Annotated in this window: 19 protein-coding genes; 6 read left to right on the forward strand and 13 right to left on the reverse strand. The window is 61.7% G+C overall.

Annotated elements, in window-relative coordinates; all coding sequences use genetic code 11:
* Window positions 1-47: 47 nt before the first annotated feature.
* The 8 genes from HBN98_RS12035 to HBN98_RS12070 all read right to left on the reverse strand — a co-directional run bounded on the left by HBN98_RS12035 (window position 48) and on the right by HBN98_RS12070 (window position 10,757).
* The gene (locus tag HBN98_RS12035; protein WP_064589855.1) at window positions 48-944 is read right to left on the reverse strand and encodes a peptidoglycan DD-metalloendopeptidase family protein; all 897 of its coding nucleotides are present in this window, start codon (window positions 942-944) and stop codon (window positions 48-50) included.
* Window positions 945-1,148: 204 nt separating this feature from the next.
* Complete coding sequence (locus HBN98_RS12040) at window positions 1,149-2,105, reverse strand: response regulator (RefSeq protein WP_064589856.1); 957 nt, start codon at window positions 2,103-2,105, stop codon at window positions 1,149-1,151.
* Window positions 2,106-2,283: 178 nt separating this feature from the next.
* Window positions 2,284-3,045, reverse strand: coding sequence for a phosphate signaling complex protein PhoU (phoU, locus tag HBN98_RS12045; RefSeq protein WP_003229617.1), 762 nt, complete (start codon window positions 3,043-3,045; stop codon window positions 2,284-2,286).
* A gap of 72 nt (window positions 3,046-3,117) precedes the next feature.
* Entirely contained in the window at window positions 3,118-3,951 is an 834-nt protein-coding gene (gene pstB / locus HBN98_RS12050) for a phosphate ABC transporter ATP-binding protein PstB (RefSeq protein ID WP_007962289.1), read from the reverse strand.
* Window positions 3,952-4,095: 144 nt separating this feature from the next.
* Window positions 4,096-5,766, reverse strand: a complete 1,671-nt coding sequence (gene pstA / locus HBN98_RS12055) for a phosphate ABC transporter permease PstA (protein WP_064589857.1) — start codon at window positions 5,764-5,766, stop codon at window positions 4,096-4,098.
* A gap of 15 nt (window positions 5,767-5,781) precedes the next feature.
* Entirely contained in the window at window positions 5,782-7,815 is a 2,034-nt protein-coding gene (locus HBN98_RS12060; protein WP_169844055.1) for an ABC transporter permease subunit, read from the reverse strand.
* Between the two features lie 425 nt (window positions 7,816-8,240).
* A complete protein-coding gene (locus HBN98_RS12065; protein ID WP_083367521.1) occupies window positions 8,241-9,245 on the reverse strand; it encodes a phosphate ABC transporter substrate-binding protein PstS in 1,005 nt (334 codons plus the stop codon).
* A gap of 213 nt (window positions 9,246-9,458) precedes the next feature.
* On the reverse strand, window positions 9,459-10,757 hold the full coding sequence (locus HBN98_RS12070; RefSeq protein ID WP_083367520.1) for an MFS transporter: 1,299 nt from the start codon (window positions 10,755-10,757) through the stop codon (window positions 9,459-9,461).
* A gap of 375 nt (window positions 10,758-11,132) precedes the next feature.
* Between HBN98_RS12070 and HBN98_RS12075 the strand changes: the two genes are divergently transcribed.
* Both HBN98_RS12075 and HBN98_RS12080 read left to right on the forward strand, forming a co-directional pair.
* Window positions 11,133-11,537 (forward strand): acyl-CoA thioesterase, encoded by a 405-nt coding sequence (locus HBN98_RS12075; RefSeq protein ID WP_003229628.1) that lies wholly within the window; start codon window positions 11,133-11,135, stop codon window positions 11,535-11,537.
* A gap of 58 nt (window positions 11,538-11,595) precedes the next feature.
* Window positions 11,596-12,495: a D-hexose-6-phosphate mutarotase gene (locus HBN98_RS12080; protein WP_083367519.1), complete on the forward strand. Its 900-nt coding sequence runs from the start codon at window positions 11,596-11,598 to the stop codon at window positions 12,493-12,495.
* A 125-nt stretch (window positions 12,496-12,620) separates the two neighbouring features.
* Here HBN98_RS12080 and HBN98_RS12085 read toward each other — a convergent pair whose 3' ends face one another.
* The 5 genes from HBN98_RS12085 to HBN98_RS12105 all read right to left on the reverse strand — a co-directional run bounded on the left by HBN98_RS12085 (window position 12,621) and on the right by HBN98_RS12105 (window position 16,447).
* Complete coding sequence (locus tag HBN98_RS12085; RefSeq protein WP_027610367.1) at window positions 12,621-13,157, reverse strand: DUF3299 domain-containing protein; 537 nt, start codon at window positions 13,155-13,157, stop codon at window positions 12,621-12,623.
* A 101-nt stretch (window positions 13,158-13,258) separates the two neighbouring features.
* Window positions 13,259-13,504, reverse strand: coding sequence for a GlsB/YeaQ/YmgE family stress response membrane protein (locus HBN98_RS12090; RefSeq protein WP_003229635.1), 246 nt, complete (start codon window positions 13,502-13,504; stop codon window positions 13,259-13,261).
* A 117-nt stretch (window positions 13,505-13,621) separates the two neighbouring features.
* Window positions 13,622-14,704, reverse strand: a complete 1,083-nt coding sequence (locus HBN98_RS12095; protein WP_083367518.1) for a 5-(carboxyamino)imidazole ribonucleotide synthase — start codon at window positions 14,702-14,704, stop codon at window positions 13,622-13,624.
* Window positions 14,705-14,714: 10 nt separating this feature from the next.
* Window positions 14,715-15,206 carry a 5-(carboxyamino)imidazole ribonucleotide mutase gene (gene purE / locus HBN98_RS12100; RefSeq protein ID WP_003229641.1) on the reverse strand — a complete coding sequence of 164 codons (492 nt, stop codon included), beginning with the start codon at window positions 15,204-15,206 and terminating at the stop codon, window positions 14,715-14,717.
* A 332-nt stretch (window positions 15,207-15,538) separates the two neighbouring features.
* Window positions 15,539-16,447: a LysR substrate-binding domain-containing protein gene (locus tag HBN98_RS12105; RefSeq protein WP_064589862.1), complete on the reverse strand. Its 909-nt coding sequence runs from the start codon at window positions 16,445-16,447 to the stop codon at window positions 15,539-15,541.
* Window positions 16,448-16,627: 180 nt separating this feature from the next.
* On the opposite strand from HBN98_RS12105, the gene aspA reads away from it, so the two are divergent.
* From aspA to HBN98_RS12125, 4 genes are all read left to right on the forward strand, one after another.
* Window positions 16,628-18,052, forward strand: a complete 1,425-nt coding sequence (aspA, locus tag HBN98_RS12110) for an aspartate ammonia-lyase (protein WP_003229645.1) — start codon at window positions 16,628-16,630, stop codon at window positions 18,050-18,052.
* 485 nt (window positions 18,053-18,537) lie between these two features.
* Complete coding sequence (locus HBN98_RS12115; protein WP_064589863.1) at window positions 18,538-19,983, forward strand: alanine/glycine:cation symporter family protein; 1,446 nt, start codon at window positions 18,538-18,540, stop codon at window positions 19,981-19,983.
* A 170-nt stretch (window positions 19,984-20,153) separates the two neighbouring features.
* Entirely contained in the window at window positions 20,154-21,158 is a 1,005-nt protein-coding gene (locus HBN98_RS12120; RefSeq protein ID WP_083367517.1) for an asparaginase, read from the forward strand.
* 202 nt (window positions 21,159-21,360) lie between these two features.
* Window positions 21,361-22,353 carry an AraC family transcriptional regulator gene (locus HBN98_RS12125; protein ID WP_083367516.1) on the forward strand — a complete coding sequence of 331 codons (993 nt, stop codon included), beginning with the start codon at window positions 21,361-21,363 and terminating at the stop codon, window positions 22,351-22,353.
* Window positions 22,354-22,395 lie beyond the last annotated feature (42 nt).

Below are 22,395 nucleotides of genomic sequence, written 5' to 3' on the forward strand. Positions count from 1 at the left end.
AAATCCCCTCACCACAAAAGCCCCTCCACAGCGGCCCTCCACCACTTCTACTGCTTGCCCAACGCAAAGTTGGGCAACGCCCCCAGCGGCTGGTTGAACTGATACGGAATCGACACCAGCCCCTGCCCGGTATTGCGCTGCACCACAAAGTGCAGGTGCGGGCCGCTGCTGTTGCCGGTATTGCCCGACAGCGCCAGCGGGCTGCCGACCGTCACCCGTTGCCCTTCGCGCACGCTCACCGAACCTTGCTTGAGGTGCAGGTACACGCCCATCGTGCCGTCATCGTGCAATACCCGGACGAAATTGCCCGAGGCATCATTGCCGCGCCCGCTCTGCGCGTTTTCGGTTTTCACCACCACTCCGGCCCGCGCTGCGATGATCTGGGTGCCGACCGGCATGGCGATGTCCATCGCATACTTGTTCTTCGGCCCGTAGTGGCTGTACTGGCCGTTGGCACCCTGACTGAGACGGAACGGCCCACCCCGCCACGGCAACGGATAGCGATAGCTCTGCGCAGCTCCGCCAGGGTCGCCCAGCGAATACTGGAACTGCGGCGTATACACCAGCGGCTGGCCGCCGCTAATCGCCGTCAACAGCGCCAGACGCGTATTGCTGCGCGCCGGCAGCACCCGACGGATCGTCTGCGCCGGTGCACCACGCACGTTGCTCATCCCGGTAAACGCCAGCGCCACCTCAACCGGCGCGTACAGGTCGTTGCGCACGAACACCACGTCGGTGCCCTTCTGCTTCTTGATGTCGAGGTACACCTGACGCTCCAGGTGCTCGACCATACGGTCCTGAAACACGAACACCTGCGAGCCTTTGCTCGGCCGGTCGCTGTACGAGACCACGCCGTTGGCATCGGTGGATTTGTAGATCGTCATGGCCACAGCCGAGGTGGAGGCCATGAAAAGACCACAGAAAAACAGCAGGCGCGCGAGCATGGGCAAGAGTCTGTCGAAGTAAGGCCTGGGAATGAGCCTAGCAGCTGAGACAGACCAGGCTAGTCGACAGATGTTTCAAATTGGGCAGTCTGGGAGATTGATAGTGCAAGTGAGAGCCCCTTCGCGAGCAGGCTCGCTCCCACCTTTGAAATGCATTCCAATGTGGGAGCCTGCTCGCGAAAGCGGTGTGTCAGGCGACGAAGATCAAGCGCCCGGAACGAAGTGCTTCTGCGCCGTGCCACGGGCGATCAGGCGGGAGATGTAGTCGAGTTTCTGCGCGTCCTGGTCGACAAAGCGGAAGGTCAGTTGCAGCCATTCGCTGTCTGGCTTCGGCTCGTGGGCGACGACGGCGTGCAGGTAGCCGTTGAGACGGGCGATTTCGGCGTTGTCGCCCTGCTCCAGGTCGAGCACGGCGCTGTCGAGGATCTGCGGCAGGGTCTCGGTGCGCTTCACCACCAACAGCGCTTCCTTGATGCTCAGAGCCTTGATCACGCATTGCTGGGTGCCGCTTGGCAGGCGCAACTGGCCTTGGCCACGACCCGCAGCCGGCGCCTTCGAGGCTGCCGGTGCCTGGACCGGCGGACTGTTGAGCAAACCACGGGACGGCGCAGCAGCAGGCGCCGGAGCGGCCGCAGCAGGCTTGGCGAACGGATTGACTGCAGCGGCTGCCGGCGCGCCACCCACCACGGCAGGCTTGCCACCGGTCAATGCGCTCAGGGAGTCGTTGCCGAACGCCGAGTTCATCTTGGTCGGTGCGCTGTTCATCAGGGTGTCGAGCTTGCCGACCTTGTTCAGCGCCTGCTTGACCTTTGTCAGCAGTTGCTCGTTGGTGAACGGCTTGCTGACGTAGCCGGAAACGCCGGCCTGGATCGCCTGCACCACGTTCTCTTTGTCGCCACGGCTGGTGACCATGATGAAGGGCATGGACTTGAGATTGTCCTGCTGGCGGCACCAGGTCAGCAGTTCGAGGCCGGACATTTCCGGCATTTCCCAGTCGCACAGCACCAGGTCGAACGCTTCTTTGGCCAGCATCGCCTGGGCCTTTTTGCCGTTGATGGCGTCCTCGGTACGAATCCCCGGGAAGTAGTTACGCAGGCACTTTTTCACCAGGTCGCGAATGAACGAAGCGTCGTCCACGACCAACACACTGATCTTGCTCATCCAACACCCCTATAAAAATCCCGGCAAGCATACCGCTTTGCTGATGGCACATTGCCAACAATCTTCAGTCACGCCGGGACTTTTCGTTCGCGGGTGCTGCTTTTTAATTCGGTTTCCTGATTCAAGCGCCCAAACAAAAACGCCCGGCCAAAGGGCCGGGCGCTTTTCTCAGGCAATCTTACTTATCGTCAGCATTGCCCGGAACATTAGCGGTTTCGCCGCTTGTGCCTTCAACTTCTTCTTTCATGCGCTTGAGGCCCAGGTGACGCACGTCGGTGCCGCGCACCAGGTAGATCACCAGTTCCGAGATATTGCGCGCGTGGTCGCCGATGCGCTCCAGCGAACGCAGGACCCAGATGATGCTCAGAACCCGCGAGATAGAGCGCGGGTCTTCCATCATGTAGGTCGCCAGCTCACGCAGGGCGGTCTTGTATTCGCGGTCGATGACTTTGTCGTACTGCGCCACCGACAGGGCCAGATCGGCGTCGAAGCGGGCAAATGCGTCCAGCGCATCACGGACCATGTTGCGCACCTGGTCGCCAATGTGCCGCACTTCGACGTAACCGCGTGGCGCTTCGCCTTCTTCGCACAGCTGAATGGCGCGACGGGCGATCTTGGTCGCTTCGTCACCGATGCGCTCGAGGTCGATCACCGACTTGGAGATGCTGATGATCAGGCGCAAGTCGGACGCCGCCGGCTGACGACGAGCGAGAATGCGCAGGCATTCTTCGTCGATGTTGCGTTCCATCTGGTTGATCTGGTCGTCGATCTCACGCACCTGCTGGGCCAGGCCGGAGTCGGCCTCGATCAGCGCGGTGACCGCGTCATTGACCTGCTTCTCGACCAGCCCGCCCATGGCCAGGAGGTGGCTGCGCACTTCTTCCAGCTCAGCGTTGAACTGCGCGGAAATGTGGTGGGTAAGGCCTTCTTTACTAATCATGTTGGCGTCCTTGGAGCGTCCGGTAAGGTGCGGCGGGCCGCAGTCAATTCAGTGAGCGACAACCAGCGTCTGCTAGCCGTAACGACCGGTGATGTAGTCTTCGGTCTGCTTCTTCGCCGGATTGGTGAACAGGGTGTCGGTGTCGCCGAACTCCACCAGTTTGCCCATGTACATGAACGCCGTGTAGTCGGAAACCCGCGCGGCTTGCTGCATGTTGTGGGTGACGATGACGATGGTGAACTTGGACTTCAGTTCGTAGATCAGCTCTTCGACTTTCAGGGTCGAGATCGGGTCGAGGGCCGAGCACGGTTCGTCGAGCAGCAACACTTCCGGCTCAACCGCGATGGTGCGGGCAATCACCAGACGCTGCTGCTGACCACCGGACAGGCCGAGAGCCGAGTCGTGCAGGCGATCCTTCACTTCGTCCCACAGTGCCGCGCCTTTCAACGCCCACTCGACCGCTTCGTCGAGGATGCGCTTCTTGTTGATGCCCTGGATGCGCAGGCCGTAAACCACGTTTTCGTAGATGGTCTTCGGGAACGGGTTGGGCTTCTGGAACACCATGCCGACGCGGCGACGCAGTTCGGCAACGTCTTCGCCCTTACGGTAGATGTTGTTGCCGTACAGGTTGATCGCGCCTTCGACACGGCAGCCGTCAACCAGGTCGTTCATGCGGTTGAAGGTACGCAGCAGCGTGGACTTGCCGCAGCCGGACGGGCCGATGAAAGCGGTCACACGCTGTTTCGGGATGTTCATGCTGACGTCGAACAGCGCCTGCTTCTCACCGTAGAACAGGCTCAGGCCCGGGACTTCGATGGCGACGGTTTCCTGCTCGAGGCTCAGGCTCTGCTTGTCGCGGCCCAGGGCAGACATGTTGATGCCGTGGGTATGTGTTTCGTGCTGCATGGGAGGCTCCCTGTGCTAACAAATTCGGTTCGGTTTTTGTGGGAGCCAGCCTGCTGGCGATTCAGGCGCTGCGGTTTGTCTATGAAACCGCAGTGATGCCTTCGCGAGCAGGCTCGCTCCCACATAGAAATCAGTGCTGCAAAATCAGCTGTCCAGCGCTTTGTACTTCTCGCGCAGGTGGTTACGAATCCACACTGCCGACAGGTTCAGGGTCGCAATCACCAGCACCAGCAGCAGCGCCGTGGCGTACACCAGTGGCCGTGCGGCTTCGACGTTCGGGCTCTGGAAGCCGACGTCGTAGATATGGAAGCCCAGGTGCATGATCTTCTGGTCCAGGTGCAGGTACGGGTAGTTGCCATCCAGCGGCAGCGACGGTGCCAGTTTCACCACACCCACCAACATCAGCGGCGCCACTTCACCAGCAGCACGCGCCACGGCGAGGATCATGCCGGTCATCATCGCCGGGCTGGCCATCGGCAGGACAATCTTCCACAGCGTTTCCGCCTTGGTCGCGCCCAGTGCCAGCGAGCCTTCACGGACGGTGCGCGGGATACGCGCCAGCCCTTCCTCGGTCGCCACGATCACCACCGGCACCGCCAGCAGCGCCAGAGTCAGCGAGGCCCAGAGCAGGCCCGGTGTACCGAAGGTCGGCGCCGGCAATGCTTCGGGGAAGAACAGACGGTCGACCGAACCCCCCAGCACGTAGACGAAGAAGCCCAGACCGAACACACCGTAAACGATGGCCGGAACACCCGCGAGGTTGTTCACCGCAATGCGGATGATCCGGGTCAGGGCGTTCTGCTTGGCGTATTCACGCAGGTACACAGCTGCCAGCACGCCGAACGGGGTCACGATCATCGCCATGATCAGGGTCATCATCACGGTGCCGAAGATCGCCGGGAAGATCCCGCCTTCGGTGTTCGCTTCACGCGGGTCGTCGGACAGGAACTCCCAGACCTTGCTGAAGTAGAAACCGATCTTGGTCATCGTGCCCATCGCATTCGGCTGATAGGCGTGAACCACTTTGCCCAGGCTGATTTCGATCTCTTTGCCGTTGGCATCGCGGGCAGTCAGGGCGTCGCGGTTGAACTGCGCATGCAGATCGCTCAGACGCGCTTCGATGTCCTGATAACGGGCATTGAGTTCGGCACGCTCGGCGTCCATGTCCGCTTGCGCGGTGGCGTCGAGTTTGCCTTCCAGTTCCAGTTTGCGGCCGTGCAGACGGATGCGCTCAAGCCCTGAGTTGATCGCACCGATGTCGGTCTTTTCCAGCGACTTCAGCTGCGCAGCAAGGCCGTTCACACGGTTGATCCGCGCTTGCAGCTCGGGCCATGCAGCCTCGCCCTCGGCGATCACCTTGCCATCCTGTTTGACGTTGACCAGGTAGCCGTAGAAGTTGCCCCACTCGCGACGCTCGATGGCCATCAATTCTGGCGGCGTGGTCTGGTTGGTCAGCCACTCGCCGACCACCCAGGTGAAGTCGTTGCCATTCAGGTCACGGTTGCCGACCTTGATCAGCTCGCGGGTCATGAATTCCGGGCCCTGATCGGGCACCGGCAGGCCGGCGCTCTTCAGGCGGGCACGCGGCACTTCTTCTTTCTGCACCACTTCGCCGATGACCAGGTGATTGGCCTGGCCCGGCACGTCGTAGCTGGCGTGGATCAGGTCCGCCGGCCAGAAGTGACCCAGGCCGCGCACGGCAATCACCGCCAGCAGGCCAATGGTCATGATGACCGCGATGGACACCGCGCCACCGCTGATCCAGACGCCCGGGGCGCCGCTCTTGAACCATCCATTCAGGGAGTTCTGTTTCACAGACTTCTACCTTTCTTAAAGCGACGAGTATTTCTTGCGCAGACGCTGACGAATCAGTTCTGCCAGGGTGTTCATGACGAAGGTGAACAACAGCAGCACCAGCGCCGAGAGGAACAGCACGCGGTAGTGGCTGCCGCCGACTTCCGACTCCGGCATTTCCACCGCGACGTTGGCGGCCAGGGTGCGCAGGCCTTCGAACAGGTTCATTTCCATGACCGGGGTGTTACCCGTGGCCATCAGCACGATCATGGTTTCCCCGACCGCACGGCCCATGCCGATCATCAGCGCGGAGAAGATGCCCGGGCTGGCGGTGAGGATCACCACGCGGGTCATGGTCTGCCACGGTGTGGCACCGAGGGCCAGGGAGCCGAGGGTCAGGCCACGCGGCACGCTGAACACGGCGTCTTCGGCGATCGAGTAGATGTTCGGGATCACCGCGAAACCCATGGCCAGACCGACCACCAGAGCGTTGCGCTGGTCGTAGGTGATGCCCAGGTCGTGGGAGATCCACATGCGCATGTCACCGCCGAAGAACCAGTTCTCCATGAACGGGCTCATGTACAGCGACAGCCAGCCCACAAACAGGATCACCGGAATCAGCAGCGCACTTTCCCAGCCATCCGGGACTTTCAGGCGGATCGACTCAGGCAGGCGGCTGAAGGTGAAACCGGCAACCAGGATGCCGATCGGCAGCAGCATCAGCAGGCTGAAGATGCCCGGCAAGTGCCCTTCCACATACGGTGCGAGGAACAGACCGGCGAAGAAACCGAGGATCACCGTCGGCATTGCTTCCATCAGCTCGATCACCGGTTTGACCTTGCGGCGCATGCCCGGGGCCATGAAATACGCGGTGTAGATCGCCGCAGCAACGGCCAGCGGTGCCGCCAGCAGCATGGCGTAGAACGCGGCTTTCAGGGTGCCGAAGGTCAGTGGCGAGAGGCTCAGTTTCGGTTCGAAGTCGGTGTTGGCCGCAGTCGATTGCCAGACGTATTTAGGCTCGTCGTAGTTCTCGTACCAGACCTTGCTCCACAGCGCGCTCCACGACACTTCCGGGTGCGGGTTGTCGAGCAGCAACGGTTGCAGCTTGCCGCCGGCCTCGACGATCACCCGGTTGGCGCGCGGTGACAGACCGAAAATGCCCTGGCCTTCGGCGACCGGCTCAACCAGCAAAGTGCGGTGCGCGGTGCTGTGGAACACGCCGAGCTTGCCGGACGCATCGAGGGCAACGAAACCTTTGCGACGCTCTTCGGCAGTGATTTCAACGATTGGCGTGGTGCCCATCTGGAAGGTGCGGATCTGCTTCAGGCGCAACTCGCCATCGGTGTCGCGGGCCATGAACCACTGGGCCAGACCACCCTTGGAGTCACCGATGATCAGCGAGATACCGCCCACCAGTTGGGTGCTTGCGGTGACTTCGGCGTCAGCATTTTCCAGCAGTTTGTAGCGACCGTTGAGGCTCTTGTCGCGCAGGCTGAACACGTCGGCCTGGGCACGCCCGTTGACCACGTATAGCCATTGCTGACGCGGGTCGACGAAGATGTTTTTCACCGGCTCAGTCATCTGCGGCAGCTCGATACGCTTCTGCTCGTTGGTGACTTCGCCGGTCATCATGTTTTCTTCGCTGGTCAGCGCCAACACGTTGAGCTGCGAACCGGTCGAGCCCACCAGCATCAGGGTCGAATCGGTGGCGTTGAGGCTCACGTGCTCCAGCGCCCCGCCGCTTTCGTTCACCGCGATCGGCGTGTTGCCGTACGGGTATTCGATGGCCGGGGTGATGGTTTTCTTGCCATCGGGATAGCTGACTTTATAGGTGTGACGGAACACCAGCGCCTGGCCGTTGGACAGGCCCACGGCCACCAGCGGATGACCTGGCTGGTCTTCGCCGATGGAGGTTACGGTTGCGCCAGCAGGAACCGGCAGATCGACGCGCTTCAGTTCAGCGCCACTGTCGATATCGAAGAACAGTGCCTGGCCCTTGTCGGAAACGCGCATGGCCACCTGATTCTGCTCTTCGAGCGAAATCATCAGCGGCTTGCCCGCGTCCTGCATCCAGGCCGGGGTAATGGCATCTTTCGCGGTCAGGCTGGCACCCTGGAACAACGGTGCAACGACGTAGGCGAGGAAGAAGAAGATCAGGGTGATGGCTGCCAGCACCGCCAGCCCGCCCACGAGGACGTACCAACGGGTGAAGCGATCCTTGAGCGCGCGAATGCGGCGCTTGCGTTGCAGCTCAGGCGTATTGAAATCAATGCGCTTGGGAGGGGAAGTCGTAGTCATTGGGGAATTGGCCAGATCATTCATGCGCTCACCCTAGCGATCCTGTATGACAGAAAGATGACAGTGCAGTGACGCAGCAAATCCACCGCCAGCGGGACTGGCAGAGGATCGAAAATTTGAGGTGTGTAAAAGGCCGGTCTGCTGGCAGATCCGGCCTTTTACAAGAGTCCGGTGGGGTTCACTCTGGACTCAATTTGTTACTTTTTTGCGACTTCAGCGCCGCCTTCCTTCAGACCCAGGTCAGCCAGTGCTTTTGCAGCAACCTTGGCTGGCAGTGGGATGTAGCCGTCTTTCACTACCACTTCCTGACCCTGTTTCGACAGAACCAGTTTCACGAACTCGGCTTCCAGCGGGGCCAGAGGCTTGTTCGGGGCCTTGTTCACGTATACGTAGAGGAAACGCGACAGCGGGTACTTGCCGTTCAGGGCGTTTTCTTCGGTGTCTTCGATGAACTCGGTGCTGCCTTTCTTCGACAGTGCAACGGTTTTCACGCTGGCAGTCTTGTAGCCGATGCCCGAGTAACCGATGCCGTTCAGCGAGGAGCTGATCGACTGCACAACCGACGCCGAACCTGGTTGTTCGTTGACGTTTGGTTTGTAGTCGCCTTTGCACAGGGCTTCTTCTTTGAAGTAGCCATAGGTACCGGATACCGAGTTACGGCCGAACAGCTGCACTGGCTTGTTGGCCAGGTCGCCGGTCACGCCCAGGTCGCCCCAGGTTTTCACGTCGGTTTTGGCGCCGCACAGACGGGTGGACGAGAAGATCGCGTCAACCTGTTCCATGGTCAGGTGCTGGATCGGGTTGTCCTTGTGTACGAATACAGCCAGGGCGTCCACGGCAACCGGGATAGCGGTTGGCTTGTAGCCGTATTTCTGTTCGAAGGCCGCCAGTTCGGTGTCCTTCATCTTGCGGCTCATCGGGCCCAGGTTGGAGGTGCCTTCAGTCAGCGCAGGTGGCGCAGTGGCGGAGCCAGCGGCCTGAATCTGGATGTTTACGTTCGGGTATTCTTTCTTGTAGTTCTCAGCCCACAGGGTCATGAGGTTGGCCAGAGTGTCGGAACCAACGCTGGACAAGTTGCCCGATACACCGGTGACCTTGGTGTAAGCCGGAATTGCCGGGTCAACGCCAGCGGCTACCGCGTGGGCAGTCGCAACGCCAGCAGCGACAAAAGTCATTGCCGCCATCAAACGCTTCAGTTTCATGCCTTACTCCTAGCAGATAGGGTGTGTTAAGTCGGGGCCAAGTATCAGCAGGCCGTGTGAACACTCTATGGCTGAAATATGACAATTGGATGAAAGGCCAGCATTCGGGTTTTTGCTGTCGCGAGCGGGCTCGCTCCCACAATTGAAATGTATTGCAAATGTGGGAGCGAGCCTGCTCGCGAAGGGGCCGATAGTGCTGAAGGAAATTGCCGATCAGCGGCCCTTCTTCCAGAGCCACGCCCCCACCAGAACCCCCATCGTGCAAAGAACGGCTACGTAATAGGCCGGGCCCATCGCGCTTTCTTTGAGCAGCAGGCTGACCACCATCGGCGTCAACCCGCCGAAGATCGCGTACGCCACGTTGTACGAGAACGACAACCCGCTGAAGCGCACCACCGGCGGGAACGCCTTGACCATCACGCACGGCACCGCACCGATGGTGCCGACCAGGAAACCGGTCAGGGCATACAGCGGGAACAGCCAGTTCGGGTGATCGGCGAGGCTGTGATAGAAGGTCCAGGAGCTGATCAGCAGGCCCAGGCAACCGAAGACAAACACCCGGCCGGCACCAAAACGGTCCGCGAGGGCGCCGGAGATGATGCAGCCAACGCTCAGGAACACGATCGCCAGGCTGTTGGATTGCAGGGCCACTGTCGGCGAGAAGTGATAGACCGTCTGCAGCACGGTCGGGGTCATCAGGATCACCACGACGATGCCGGCGGACAGCAACCAGGTCAGCAGCATCGAGATCGCAATCGCCCCGCGATGGTCACGCAGCACCGCGCGCAGTGGCACTTCTTCGGCCAGCGCCTTGCGCAGTTGCAGTTCAGCGAACACCGGGGTCTCGTGCAGCCAGCGACGCAGGTAGACCGAGAACAGGCCGAACACGCCGCCGAGCAGGAACGGAATCCGCCAGGCGTAATCCGCGACTTCCACCGGCGTATAAATGCTGTTGATCGCGGTCGCGACCAGCGAGCCGAGCAGGATGCCCGCCGTCAGGCCGCTGGTCAGCGTGCCGCAGGCGTAGCCGATGTGCTTTTGCGGCACGTGTTCGGAAACGAAGACCCAGGCGCCCGGCACTTCGCCACCAATCGCCGCGCCCTGAATGACCCGCATCAATAGAAGAAGGATCGGCGCCCACAGGCCGATCTGCGCATACGTCGGCAGCAGGCCCATGATCAGGGTCGGCACAGCCATCATGAAAATGCTCAGGGTGAACATCTTCTTGCGCCCCAGCAGGTCACCGAAGTGCGCCATGACGATGCCGCCCAACGGCCGCGCGAGATAACCGGCGGCGAAGATGCCGAAGGTCTGCATCAGGCGCAGCCACTCGGGCATGTCGGCCGGGAAGAACAGCTTGCCGACCACGGTGGCGAAGAACACGAAGATGATGAAATCGTAGAACTCCAGCGCACCGCCCAGGGCCGATAGCGACAGAGTCTTGTAGTCATTGCGGGTCAGGGGTCGTGCAGGTTGCTCGGGCTGCGCGAGGCTCGAAGGCGCTGTGGTCATGGCAAGGGCTTCTCTTATAGTCGGATCTGCCGCCACAACAACGCTGGCTGTGGCTCGGGCAGGTTCGGCACCATAGCAAATTGTTCGAAAAAGCACATAGAGGCGCGTATTTGACGGTCAAAATCAGAACCGGATGGTCGTCGCGGAGTCTACCGACCGATATACTCGCAACCTTGCTCCGGTTTGTAGGGGGTTGCTGTGCGAAAACGTCGTTGGCCCGCCCTTGAACGGAGCAGCCGGTTTCGCAGAGTTTCCCTTCAGGCGCCTTATGGAAAACGTGACGAACGCAGTATGTTCGGTGCTGAATCGTTTTTCCTGAAGACGGCTACCACCAGCAATACCAACGAAGAGTCACGGGTCAGAGGCACCCCCGGCATGATAGAGCTCGAACAAGAAGATCCGATCCCGCAAGGCGACCTGGCCCTGCAAATCACCGCACTTCCCCGCGAAACCAACGGCTTCGGCGATATTTTCGGCGGCTGGCTGGTGGCGCAGATGGACCTGGCAGGCACCGCAATGGCCAGCCGCGTTGCCGGTGGCCGTGTGGCGACCGTGGCCATCGACCGCATGGCATTTCTGGTGCCGGTGGCGGTGGGCGCGCAATTGTCCTTTTACACCCAGACCCTGGAAATCGGCCGCAGCTCGATCCAGATGATGGTCGAGGTGTGGAGCGACGATCCGCTGTCCAGCGAGTGGCGTAAAGTGACCGAAGCGGTGTTCGTCTTCGTCGCCATCGACGGCAGCGGTCGCACCCGTTCGGTACCGCCCCGCGCGCGTTAAACCTCGCCGCGGTTTTGCGGTCGATAGTCGTCCCAAGTGTCTGATCGAGAGCTGTCCCATGAACACGCCCAACGTTGAAGCCGTGAAACTGGATGAACTGAACTGCTGGCGCATCCGCCACGGTCAGGCCGAAGTGCTGGTGGCCCAGCAAGGCGCGCACATCCTCAGTTATCAGGTAGACGGCCAGCCGCCGATCATCTGGCTCAACGACAAGGCCGTGTTCAAGACCGGCAAGAGCATCCGTGCCGGTGTGCCGGTGTGCTGGCCGTGGTTCGGCGTCTTCGAGCGCAACCCGCAGAGCGTCAAAGCCATGCGCGTCAGCGCCGAGCCGGCGTCGGCCCACGGTTTTGTCCGAGCGATGGATTGGGAACTGGGCGGCATCGAAGCCGAGGGCGATGGGATCAAGGTCGAATTCAAGCTGCCCTACCCCGAAGGTGGTTTCCCGGGCTGGCCGCATCAGGTCGACCTGACACTGACCCTGCACCTGAACGATCAACTGCACATCAGCCTGACCAGCCATAACCGTGGCACCGAGGCGGTCAGCCTCAGTCAGGCGCTGCACAGTTACTTTGCGGTCAGCGATGTGCGCAACGTGCACGTCGAAGGTGTTGAAGGTCTGGACTACATCGAGACCCTGGACAACTGGAACACCCACAGCCAGCAAGGCGAACTGCGCTTTGCCGGGGAAACCGATCGCATCTACCTCGACGCTCCGCCGCAACTGAGCATTGTCGACCCGAGCTGGGAACGGCGCATCGTGCTGAACGCCAGCGGTTCACGCACGGCGGTGATCTGGAACCCGTGGATCGACCGCGCAGCGGCGTTCAGCGACATGGACAACGATGGCTGGCAGCGCATGCTCTGCATCGAGACGGCGAATGTGATGGATGACGTGGTGAACCTGGCCTCGGGCGCGAGCCATACCATGGGTGTCAGCATCGGCAGCACACTGCTCTGACCTGCACCACAATAAAAATGTGGGAGCGAGCCTGCTCGCGAAGGCGTTGTATCAGTCAACATTTAAATGTCTGACACTCCGCTTTCGCGAGCAGGCTCGCTCCCACAGTTGTTTTGCGGTGACGGTTAGAGGTCAGACTCCTGCACCACCCGCACTTTGTCCGCTTCCAGCGCATACGCCGCATCGGCCAGGTCATTGCTGACCTTCTCGATCTTCAGCGTGCCGGTCACCCACAGCGGCGTGTAGATATCGTCCAGCTTCAAACCCTTCGGATAACGCACCAGCACCAATTGATTCGGTGGTGGTGGCGGCACGTGGATACAGGCGCCCGGGTACGGCACGAGGAAGAACAGCGTGCTGCGGCCCTTGGCGTCGGACTCCAGCGGCACCGGGTAGCCACCGATGCGGATGTGTTTGTCGTTCATCGACGCCACGGTCTTGGTCGAATACATCACCGCCGGCAGGCCCTTGGCCTGTTTCATCCCGCCCTTCTCGGTGAAGGTGCCGGTGGCCTCCGGGGAGTTGTGATCGATTTCGGGCATGGCCTCGAGGGCTTTCTGGTCCGACTTGGGCATCAGTTCGAGCCAGTCGGTTTCCGGCAGTTCGCCGGCGTGGGCCAGACCGCTGCCCAACAAAAGGAGAGTCAACAAAAGACGGCGCATGGAGGTGCTCGGTAAAAGATGCTCGGATAAGAAAGGACGTTGAATCGCCGAGCATTCTAGCCCTCCCTGCCGCGTTGGCAGAGAGGGCTTGGTCGCTTGGATCAGTTCTTTTTGATCAGGCCGTAGATCACCAGCAGCACGATCGCACCGACCAGTGCGCCGATGAAGCCTGCGCCTTGACCGGCCTGATAGATACCCAGGGCCTGGCCGCCGTAAGTGGCCGCCAGCGAACCGCCGATACCGAGCAGGATGGTCATGATCCAGCCCATGCTGTCATCGCCCGGTTTCAGGAAGCGTGCCAGCAGGCCGACGATCAAGCCGATAAAGATGGTTCCGATAATTCCCATGGCATTTCCCTCTGACGCTCAATAGTAGATATGCCAAAGCCTAGTCAGACTTTGGCATCCTGCAATGAGAGAACGGCGGCCCCTGAATGGTTCCGCCGCGGCCACATGAAACTGTCGTTACTCGGCGATCAGCGCTTCGACCTTGACGATCTGCGCCTGCAGCGTGGCCATGTCGGCGCAGCGCAGGTTGGCGTGACCAACCTTGCGCCCGGCCTTGAAGGCTTTGCCGTAGTGGTGCAGATGGCAGTCTTCGATGGCGATGACTTTCTCCACCGGCGGAACCACGCCGATGAAGTTGAGCATCGCGCTCTCGCCGACCTTGGCCGTCGAACCCAGCGGCAGGCCGGCAACGGCGCGCAGATGGTTTTCGAACTGGCTGCACTCGGCGCCTTCGGTGGTCCAGTGCCCGGAGTTGTGCACGCGCGGGGCGATTTCGTTGGCCTTGAGGCCACCGTCGACTTCAAAGAACTCGAACGCCATCACGCCGACGTAATCCAGTTGCTTGAGCACGCGGCTGGAATAGTCTTCCGCCAACGCCTGCAATGGGTGATCGGTGCTGGCCACCGACAGCTTGAGAATGCCGTTGTCGTGGGTGTTGTGCACCAGCGGATAGAACCTGGTTTCACCGTCGCGGGCACGCACGGCGATCAGCGAGACTTCGCCGGTGAACGGCACGAAGCCTTCCAGCAGGCAGGCCACGCTGCCCAGCTCGGCGAAGGTACCCACCACGTCTTCCGGCTTGCGCAAGACTTTCTGGCCCTTGCCGTCATACCCCAGGGTGCGGGTTTTCAGCACGGCCGGCAGACCGATCGACGCCACGGCGGCGTCCAGGTCGGCTTGCGATTGAATGTCGGCGAAGGCCGGGGTCGGAATCCCCAGGTCCTTGAACATGCTCTTCTCGAACCAGCGGTCGCGAGCGATGCGCAGGGCTTCGGCACTCGGGTAGACCGGCACGAATTGCGAGAGGAACGCCACGGTTTCGGCCGGAACGCTTTCGAACTCGAACGTCACCAGGTCGACTTCGTCAGCCAGTTGGCGCAGGTGATCCTGATCGCCGTAATCGGCCCGCAGGTGTTCGCCCAGTGCAGCGGCGCAAGCGTCCGGCGCCGGGTCGAGGAAAGCGAAGTTCATGCCCAGCGGGGTGCCCGCCAGCGCCAACATGCGGCCCAACTGGCCGCCACCGATTACACCGATCTTCATCTCAACAACCTCAGGCAATACGTGGGTCTGGATTGTCCAGGACGCTGTCTGTCTGCTCGGCACGGAAGGTTTTCAGTACCGCGTGGAACTGTGGATGCTTGGCGCCGAGGATGCTCGCCGAGAGCAGCGCGGCGTTGATCGCGCCGGCCTTGCCGATGGCCAGGGTGGCAACCGGAATGCCGGCCGGCATCTGCACGATCGACAGCAGCGAATCGACGCCCGAGAGCATCGACGACTGCACCGGAACGCCCAGCACCGGCAGGTGGGTCTTGGCCGCACACATGCCTGGCAGGTGAGCTGCACCACCGGCACCGGCGATGATCACCTCGATGCCGCGGCCCTCAGCCTCTTCGGCGTACTGGAACAGCAGATCCGGGGTACGGTGAGCGGAGACCACCTTGACCTCGTACGGGATGCCGAGCTTTTCCAGCATATCGGCGGTGTGGCTAAGGGTGGACCAATCGGACTTGGAGCCCATGATCACGCCAACCAGTGCACTCATCGTCGCGCCTCTTCTCTCTGGGCGCCCGCAGGCGCGTCAAAAACAACAAGCCACGCAGGATTGCGTGGCTTGATTGTACGAAAAATGGCCGGATGTACCGGCCGAAGGCCGCGCAGTATACCGCAAAGAAGCCAATAAACAGCCCCCGAAACGACCATCTGTCAAATGAGCGAAACGCCCGGTTTTATTGACTTGAAGGTCAGCCAAGACACACCCTAAATTCCATTGTGGGAGCGAGCCTGCTCGCGAAGAGGGGGTGTCAGTCAACATTGATGTTATCTGGCACACCGCTTTCGCGAGCAGGCTCGCTCCCACAGGGACTGCGGGCGGATTCAAGAGTTTTGGGCGGCACCGCCTTCCAGCTTGCGCCACAACAGGCGCACATTGGCCTTGCGCACCAGCGCGCAGCGGTACAGACGAATCTCCAGCGGCACATGCCATTGCGGGCCGCCGCAGACCACGAGTTCGCCGCGGGCCAGTTCGGCACGTACGCTTAGTTGTGGCACCCAGGCAATGCCGAGGCCTTCCAGGGCCATGCTCTTCAGGCTGTCGGCCATCGCAGTTTCGTAGATGGTGGTGAAACGCAGCTGCCGCTGACGCAGCAAGCCGTTCACCGAACGCCCGAGAAACGCCCCGGCGCTGTACGCCAGCAACGGCACGCTGGCATCCCCTTCGAGATCGAACAGCGGCTTGCCGTCGGCATCCGCCGCGCACACCGGGAGCATTTCGGTCTGGCCCAGGTGCAGCGACGGGAAGATTTCCGGGTCCATCTGCATCGCCGCGTCCGGGTCGTAGAACGCCAGCATCAGATCACAGCCCCCTTCACGCAACGCGTGCACCGCATCGCCGACGTTGGTCGCCACCAGCCGCGTGGCGATGTTCAGTCCTTCGTTGCGCAGTTGTGCGATCCAGCGCGGGAAAAAGCCCAGCGCCAGCGAGTGCGCGGCGGCGACCTGCATCACTTCGCCCTGCCCGCCTTCGAGGTGATGCAGATGACGCAGCACTTCACCGAGCTGTTCGACCACGGTGCGCGCGGTCACCAGAAACAGCTGCCCGGCCGCCGTCAGCTCGATCGGCGTGCGCGAGCGGTTGACCAGTGTCAGCCCCAGCGCCGCTTCGAGGCTGCGGATCCGCCGACTGAATGCCGGCTGGGTCACGAAGCGCCGTTCGGCGGCCTGCGAGAAGCTGCGGGTCGCGGCCAGAGCACTGAAGTCCTCGAGCCATTTGCTTTCCAGATTCATCACGCCCTCCCGGGAACGCACCAAAACAGGTCACACGTCTGCCGCGCACGCGGCGTCACACGGGCATTATGCCGAATGTGCATAGGGCAGTGTTTAACAGCATTGGCCCAAAAAATCCCACAAGCCTAGCATTCGCAGCGTTCCGGCACAGACCGGGTCCATATCGAGATGATTTCTATCATGTCCTCCGCTGCATCTTTCCGCACAGAAAACGACCTGCTTGGCGCCCTCGAAGTACCGGCTCAAGCGTATTACGGCATCCAGACCCTGCGAGCGGTGAACAACTTCCGTCTCTCCGGCGTTCCGATTTCGCATTACCCGAAACTGGTTGTGGGTCTGGCGATGGTCAAACAGGCCGCCGCTGACGCCAACCGTGAGTTGGGTCATCTGAGCGAAGCCAAGCACGCTGCCATCAGCGAAGCCTGTGCCCGATTGATCCGCGGTGATTTCCACGAAGAGTTCGTGGTCGACATGATTCAAGGTGGCGCCGGTACCTCCACCAACATGAACGCCAACGAAGTGATCGCCAACATTGCACTCGAAGCAATGGGTCACCAGAAAGGCGAGTACCAGTACCTGCACCCGAACGACGACGTCAACATGGCGCAGTCGACCAACGACGCCTACCCGACCGCGATCCGCCTGGGTCTGCTGCTGGGTCACGACGCGCTGCTGGCCAGCCTCGACAGCCTGATTCAGGCCTTCGCAGCCAAGGGTGAAGAATTCAACCACGTCCTGAAGATGGGTCGTACCCAACTGCAAGACGCCGTGCCGATGACCTTGGGTCAAGAGTTCCGTGCTTTCGCCACGACCATGGGCGAAGACCTGGCCCGTCTGAAGACGCTGGCCCCGGAACTGCTGACTGAAGTGAACCTGGGCGGCACCGCGATCGGCACCGGCATCAACGCCGACCCGCGCTATCAGGCGCTGGCTGTTCAGCGTCTGGCGCTGATCAGCGGTCAACCGCTGGTACCCGCCGCCGACCTGATCGAAGCCACCTCCGACATGGGCGCCTTCGTGCTGTTCTCCGGCATGCTCAAGCGCACCGCGGTCAAGCTGTCGAAGATCTGCAACGACCTGCGCCTGCTGTCCAGCGGCCCACGCACCGGCATCAACGAAATCAACCTGCCGGCGCGTCAGCCAGGCAGCTCGATCATGCCCGGCAAGGTCAACCCGGTGATTCCGGAAGCCGTTAACCAGGTGGCCTTCCAGGTCATCGGTAACGATCTGGCGCTGACCATGGCAGCCGAAGGCGGCCAACTGCAGCTGAACGTGATGGAGCCGCTGATCGCGTTCAAGATCCTCGACTCGATCCGCCTGCTGCAACGCGCCATGGACATGCTGCGCGAGCACTGCATCGTCGGCATCACCGCCAACGAAGCACGCTGCCGCGAACTGGTCGAGCACTCGATCGGTCTGGTCACCGCGCTGAACCCGTACATCGGCTACAAAAACGCCACCCGCATCGCCCGTATCGCCCTTGAAAGCGGCCGCGGCGTGCTGGAACTGGTGCGCGAAGAAGGTCTGCTCGACGAAGCCATGCTCGCCGACATCCTGCGCCCGGAAAACATGATTGCTCCGCGTCTGGTTCCGCTCAAAGCCTGAGCCGACGCATTTCTTGTAGCACCGCTCACCAGGTCGAGGGACTAGACACCTCTCACCTTTTGAGGGCTTGGGGATTTGTCCCCAAGCCCTTTTTTTTAACTTCTTTGCGGGCAGGACGTTAAATGTTTTGTGTATCAGATACCGCCAAGATCGCAGCCTTCGGCAGCTCCTACATGATCGATGTACCCCTGTTGGAGCTGCCGAAGGCTGCGATCTTTTGATCTTGCAGCACCCTCGTTTCGTCGCTTGCACCACGAGCGTGCAGACGGGCGCCGCACTGATCGGTATAGTGCCGCCCCTCTTCGCGTGAGCGGTCGTCGGTAACGAGGCCATAACCCATGCGAAACCCGAACTAATAACAAACCCGCGAAATGGATCCGGGACGAAACCTTCGCCTCACCTGTTGTGCCGTGCGCAAACCGGTGTAACGCGATGTTTCTGAACATCCAGCATTTGCTTACACAAAAAACAGCGAGGAAAAATCCATGCTCGAAGTCATTAACGACTTCCTCTCAGGGAAAGTACTGATCGTGCTCATTGTCGGGCTCGGTAGCTACTTCACGATTCGCTCGCGTTTCGTTCAATTGCGGCACTTCTTCCACATGTTCGCGGTGTTCCGCGACAGCCTGAAAAGCAGCGGCGGGCAACTCAGCTCGTTCCAGGCCCTGATGCTCAGCCTTGCCGGCCGTGTCGGTGCAGGCAACATCGCCGGTGTCGGCATCGCCGTGACCCTCGGCGGGCCAGGTGCGGTGTTCTGGATGTGGGTGACCGCACTGGTCGGCATGTCCAGCAGCTTCTTTGAATGCACCCTGGCTCAGGTCTACAAGCGCGCCGATGGCGACGGCCTGTACCGTGGCGGCCCGGCCTACTACATCCAGCACGGCCTGAAGCTCAAAGGCATGGCGGTGGTGTTCTCCATCCTGCTGCTGGTCACCTACGGCTTCGCCTTCATCGGCCTGCAGTCCTACACCGTGACCCACTCGCTGCAAAACGCCTTTGCCTTCGACCCGCGTCACACCGGGATCGTCCTGGCAGTGCTGCTGGCCATCACCTTCATCGGTGGTATCAAGCGCATCGCGGCGGTGTCCGACCTGCTGGTACCGGTCAAGACCCTGGCCTATATCGGCGTGACCCTGTACGTGATCGGCACCCAGATCGAACACGTGCCAGCCATGCTGGAAACCATCTTCAAGAGCGCCTTCGGTCTCGACCCGGCCTTCGGCGGCCTGCTCGGCAGCGCCATCGTCATGGGCGTGAAGCGTGGCGTGTTCGCCAACGAAGCGGGCCTGGGCAGTGCGCCGAACGTCGCCGCCGTGGCCTCGGTGAAACACCCGGGCGCCCAAGGCGTGGTTCAGGCCTTCAGCGTGTTCCTCGACACCTTCGTGATCTGCACCTGCACCGCACTGCTGATCCTGTTGTCGGGCTTCTACACCCCGGGCTTCGAAGGTGACGGCATCGTCCTGACCCAGAACTCGCTGGCCGCCGTGGTCGGTGACTGGGGCCGCATCTTCGTCAGCGTCGCGCTGTCGCTGTTCGTCTTCACCTGCATCCTCTACAACTACTACCTGGGCGAGAACAGCCTGCAATTCCTCACCCGCAACCGCGCTGCGCTGATGGCGTTCCGCGGCCTGGTGCTGGCGCTGGTGGTCTGGGGTTCGATGCAGGACCTTTCGACGGTGTTCGCCTTCGCCGACATCACCATGACCTGCCTGGCCTTCGTCAACCTGATGGCCCTGGCGATGCTGTTCAAGGTCGGCATGCGTGTGATGCGCGACTACGACGAGCAGCGCCGCGCCGGCGTCAAGCAGCCCGTGTTCGACTCCAGCAAGTTTGCCGATCTGGACCTGGACCTGAAGGCCTGGCCGGCCGACGCGCCAGCCGCCGGCAAGAGCGAAGTCGAGCCGCAAGGCGTCCCTGCAGCGCAACGCTGACAGGTGAATGACGGGCGCATCCCCTGCGCCCGTCAGTTATTGTGATGCACTACCTGTAGGCGCGAGCCTGCTCGCGATAGCTGTCTTTCAGCCAACATCAATGTTGAATGATGAACCGCTATCGCGAGCAGGCTCACTCCTACAATGTCATCTCTTGTGGAGACCTTCAGATGATTGCCAATTCCTACCCCGCCGCCCAACAGGTCATGGTGCTCTACACCGGTGGCACCATCGGCATGCAGGCCAGTGCCAACGGGCTGGCCCCGGCATCCGGTTTCGAAGCCCGCATGCGCGACTACCTGCACAGCCAGCCTGAGCTGGTGGTGCCGCAGTGGCGCTTCCGGGAAATGTCGCCGCTGATCGACAGCGCCAACATGACCCCGGCCTATTGGCAGCAACTGCGTGAAGCGGTGGTCGATGCCGTGGACGTGCAAGGCTGCGACAGCGTGCTGATCCTGCACGGCACCGACACGCTGGCCTACAGCGCCGCCGCGATGAGTTTCCAGGTGCTCGGCCTGCAGGCGCGTGTGTGCTTCACCGGTTCCATGCTGCCGGCGGGCGTGGCTGACAGCGATGCCTGGGAAAACCTCGGCGGCGCACTGGTTGCGCTCGGCCAGGGCCTGGCGCCGGGCGTGCACCTGTACTTCCACGGCGAGCTGCTGGACCCGACCCGTTGCGCGAAAGTGCGCAGCTTCGGCCGGCATCCGTTCAAGCGCCTGGAGCGTCAAGGTGGCGGGGTGAAAGCCACGTCGATCCCGGCAGCGCTGAACTACAACCAGCCGAAACGACTGGCGAATGTCGCGGTACTGCCGCTGTTCCCCGGCATCAGCGCCGGGATTGTCGACGGCCTGCTCGACGGCGGCATCCAGGGCCTGGTCCTGGAGTGCTACGGCAGCGGCACCGGACCGAGCGACAACCCCGAGTTCCTCGCAAGCCTCGGCCGTGCCCGGGACAGCGGTGTGGTGGTGGTCGCGGTCACACAGTGCCATGAAGGCGGGGTCGAACTGGACGTTTACGAGGCCGGCAGCCGGCTGCGTGGCGTGGGCGTGTTGTCCGGTGGCGGCATGACCCGCGAAGCGGCGTTCGGCAAGTTGCAGGCGTTGCTGGGCGCCGGTCTGGAATCGGCTGAAGTGCGCCGACTGATCGAACTCGACCTGTGTGGCGAGCTGATCTGACACTACGCCCCCCCCTGTAGGAGTGAGCCCCTGTGGCGAGGGAGCTTGCTCCCGCTCGGCTGCGAAGCAGTCGCGATATTTTGGGGGAGCTGCGCGCCCCAGCGGGAGCAAGCTCCCTCACCACAACCGCCCTCCCACAGTTTGATCGGCGTCCGGCATGCAACTTGCTGCACTCCAGCCATCCCCAAGGCTGGAAGATCTTATGCTGCACTCCCACCTCACCACCCTCAACGCCGTCTCGCTGGTGCTCAACACCTTCAAGGATCAAGGCCTCTCCAGTGACGCCTTGCTCACGGGCAGCGGCATCAGCGCCGCGGATTTGCACCGCACCGACACGCGCATCACCACCAATCAGGAAATGCAGGTCTGCGCCAACGCAGTCGCGCTCAAGCACGACATCGGCCTCGAACTGGGCCGGCGCATGCATGTGTCCTGCTACGGCATTCTCGGTTACGCGCTGCTGACCTGTGCCACCTTCGGTGACGCTTTGCGCCTGGCGATCCGTTATCCGGCGCTGTTGGGAACACTTTTCGAACTGAGTCTGGAAGACGATGGCGAGCGCGTCTGGTTCGTCGCCGCCGATTACCGCGAGAGTCCGGCGATGGCGGTGTTCAACGCCGAGTTCTGCCTGGTTTCGCTCAAAGTCATTTGCGATGACTTGCTGAGTCATCCGCTGCCGCTGCTCGCCACGCGATTCGAGCACGCCGCGCCGGATTATCGCGACAGCTACGCCGAACACTTCGCCAGCCCATTGCACTTTGCCGCCCGGGACAACGCCTTCGCCTTCGACCGCCGCTGGCTCGAGCAGCCGCTGCCACTGGCCGACGCCATTACCCATCAGGCGATGGCCGAGCGCTGCCGCAAGCAGAACCTCGAATTCACCGGCCGCCAGGCCTGGCTCGGGCGCATCCGCCAGTTGCTCAGCGCTCAGTTGAATGCCGCGCCGGGGCTCGAAGGCCTGGCCCAGCAGATGAAGTGCTCGCCGCGCACCTTGCGCCGACACCTCAAGGACATGGGCAGCAGTTATCAGGAACTGCTCGACGAACTGCGTTTCGAGCGCGCCAAGCAGATGCTGTGTGAGGATCAGTTGCCGATCTACCGCATCGCCGAAACCCTGGGTTTCAGCGAGACCGCGAGCTTCCGCCATGCGTTCGTGCGCTGGAGCGGCGTGGCGCCGAGTCAGTTCAGAACCTGAACGTTCAAAAGATCGCAGCCTTCGGCAGCTCCTGCACCGATC

It is taken from the genome of Pseudomonas koreensis (assembly GCF_012986595.1).
In the GTDB taxonomy this organism is placed as follows: domain Bacteria; phylum Pseudomonadota; class Gammaproteobacteria; order Pseudomonadales; family Pseudomonadaceae; genus Aquipseudomonas; species Aquipseudomonas koreensis.

What these genes read in the sequence shown, in the direction of transcription:
- HBN98_RS12090 (WP_003229635.1), bottom strand. Translation starts at nt 13,504, where the DNA reads ATGGGAATTATCGGAACCATCTTTATCGGCTTGATCGTCGGCCTGCTG.
- HBN98_RS12035 (WP_064589855.1), bottom strand. Translation starts at nt 944, where the DNA reads ATGCTCGCGCGCCTGCTGTTTTTCTGTGGTCTTTTCATGGCCTCCACC.
- phoU (WP_003229617.1), bottom strand. Translation starts at nt 3,045, where the DNA reads ATGATTAGTAAAGAAGGCCTTACCCACCACATTTCCGCGCAGTTCAAC.
- HBN98_RS12075 (WP_003229628.1), top strand. Translation starts at nt 11,133, where the DNA reads ATGATAGAGCTCGAACAAGAAGATCCGATCCCGCAAGGCGACCTGGCC.
- HBN98_RS12095 (WP_083367518.1), bottom strand. Translation starts at nt 14,704, where the DNA reads ATGAAGATCGGTGTAATCGGTGGCGGCCAGTTGGGCCGCATGTTGGCG.
- HBN98_RS12065 (WP_083367521.1), bottom strand. Translation starts at nt 9,245, where the DNA reads ATGAAACTGAAGCGTTTGATGGCGGCAATGACTTTTGTCGCTGCTGGC.
- purE (WP_003229641.1), bottom strand. Translation starts at nt 15,206, where the DNA reads ATGAGTGCACTGGTTGGCGTGATCATGGGCTCCAAGTCCGATTGGTCC.
- pstB (WP_007962289.1), bottom strand. Translation starts at nt 3,951, where the DNA reads ATGCAGCACGAAACACATACCCACGGCATCAACATGTCTGCCCTGGGC.
- HBN98_RS12070 (WP_083367520.1), bottom strand. Translation starts at nt 10,757, where the DNA reads ATGACCACAGCGCCTTCGAGCCTCGCGCAGCCCGAGCAACCTGCACGA.
- HBN98_RS12125 (WP_083367516.1), top strand. Translation starts at nt 21,361, where the DNA reads ATGCTGCACTCCCACCTCACCACCCTCAACGCCGTCTCGCTGGTGCTC.
- HBN98_RS12120 (WP_083367517.1), top strand. Translation starts at nt 20,154, where the DNA reads ATGATTGCCAATTCCTACCCCGCCGCCCAACAGGTCATGGTGCTCTAC.
- aspA (WP_003229645.1), top strand. Translation starts at nt 16,628, where the DNA reads ATGTCCTCCGCTGCATCTTTCCGCACAGAAAACGACCTGCTTGGCGCC.
- HBN98_RS12115 (WP_064589863.1), top strand. Translation starts at nt 18,538, where the DNA reads ATGCTCGAAGTCATTAACGACTTCCTCTCAGGGAAAGTACTGATCGTG.
- HBN98_RS12040 (WP_064589856.1), bottom strand. Translation starts at nt 2,105, where the DNA reads ATGAGCAAGATCAGTGTGTTGGTCGTGGACGACGCTTCGTTCATTCGC.
- HBN98_RS12080 (WP_083367519.1), top strand. Translation starts at nt 11,596, where the DNA reads ATGAACACGCCCAACGTTGAAGCCGTGAAACTGGATGAACTGAACTGC.
- HBN98_RS12060 (WP_169844055.1), bottom strand. Translation starts at nt 7,815, where the DNA reads ATGCAGGACGCGGGCAAGCCGCTGATGATTTCGCTCGAAGAGCAGAAT.
- HBN98_RS12085 (WP_027610367.1), bottom strand. Translation starts at nt 13,157, where the DNA reads ATGCGCCGTCTTTTGTTGACTCTCCTTTTGTTGGGCAGCGGTCTGGCC.
- HBN98_RS12105 (WP_064589862.1), bottom strand. Translation starts at nt 16,447, where the DNA reads ATGAATCTGGAAAGCAAATGGCTCGAGGACTTCAGTGCTCTGGCCGCG.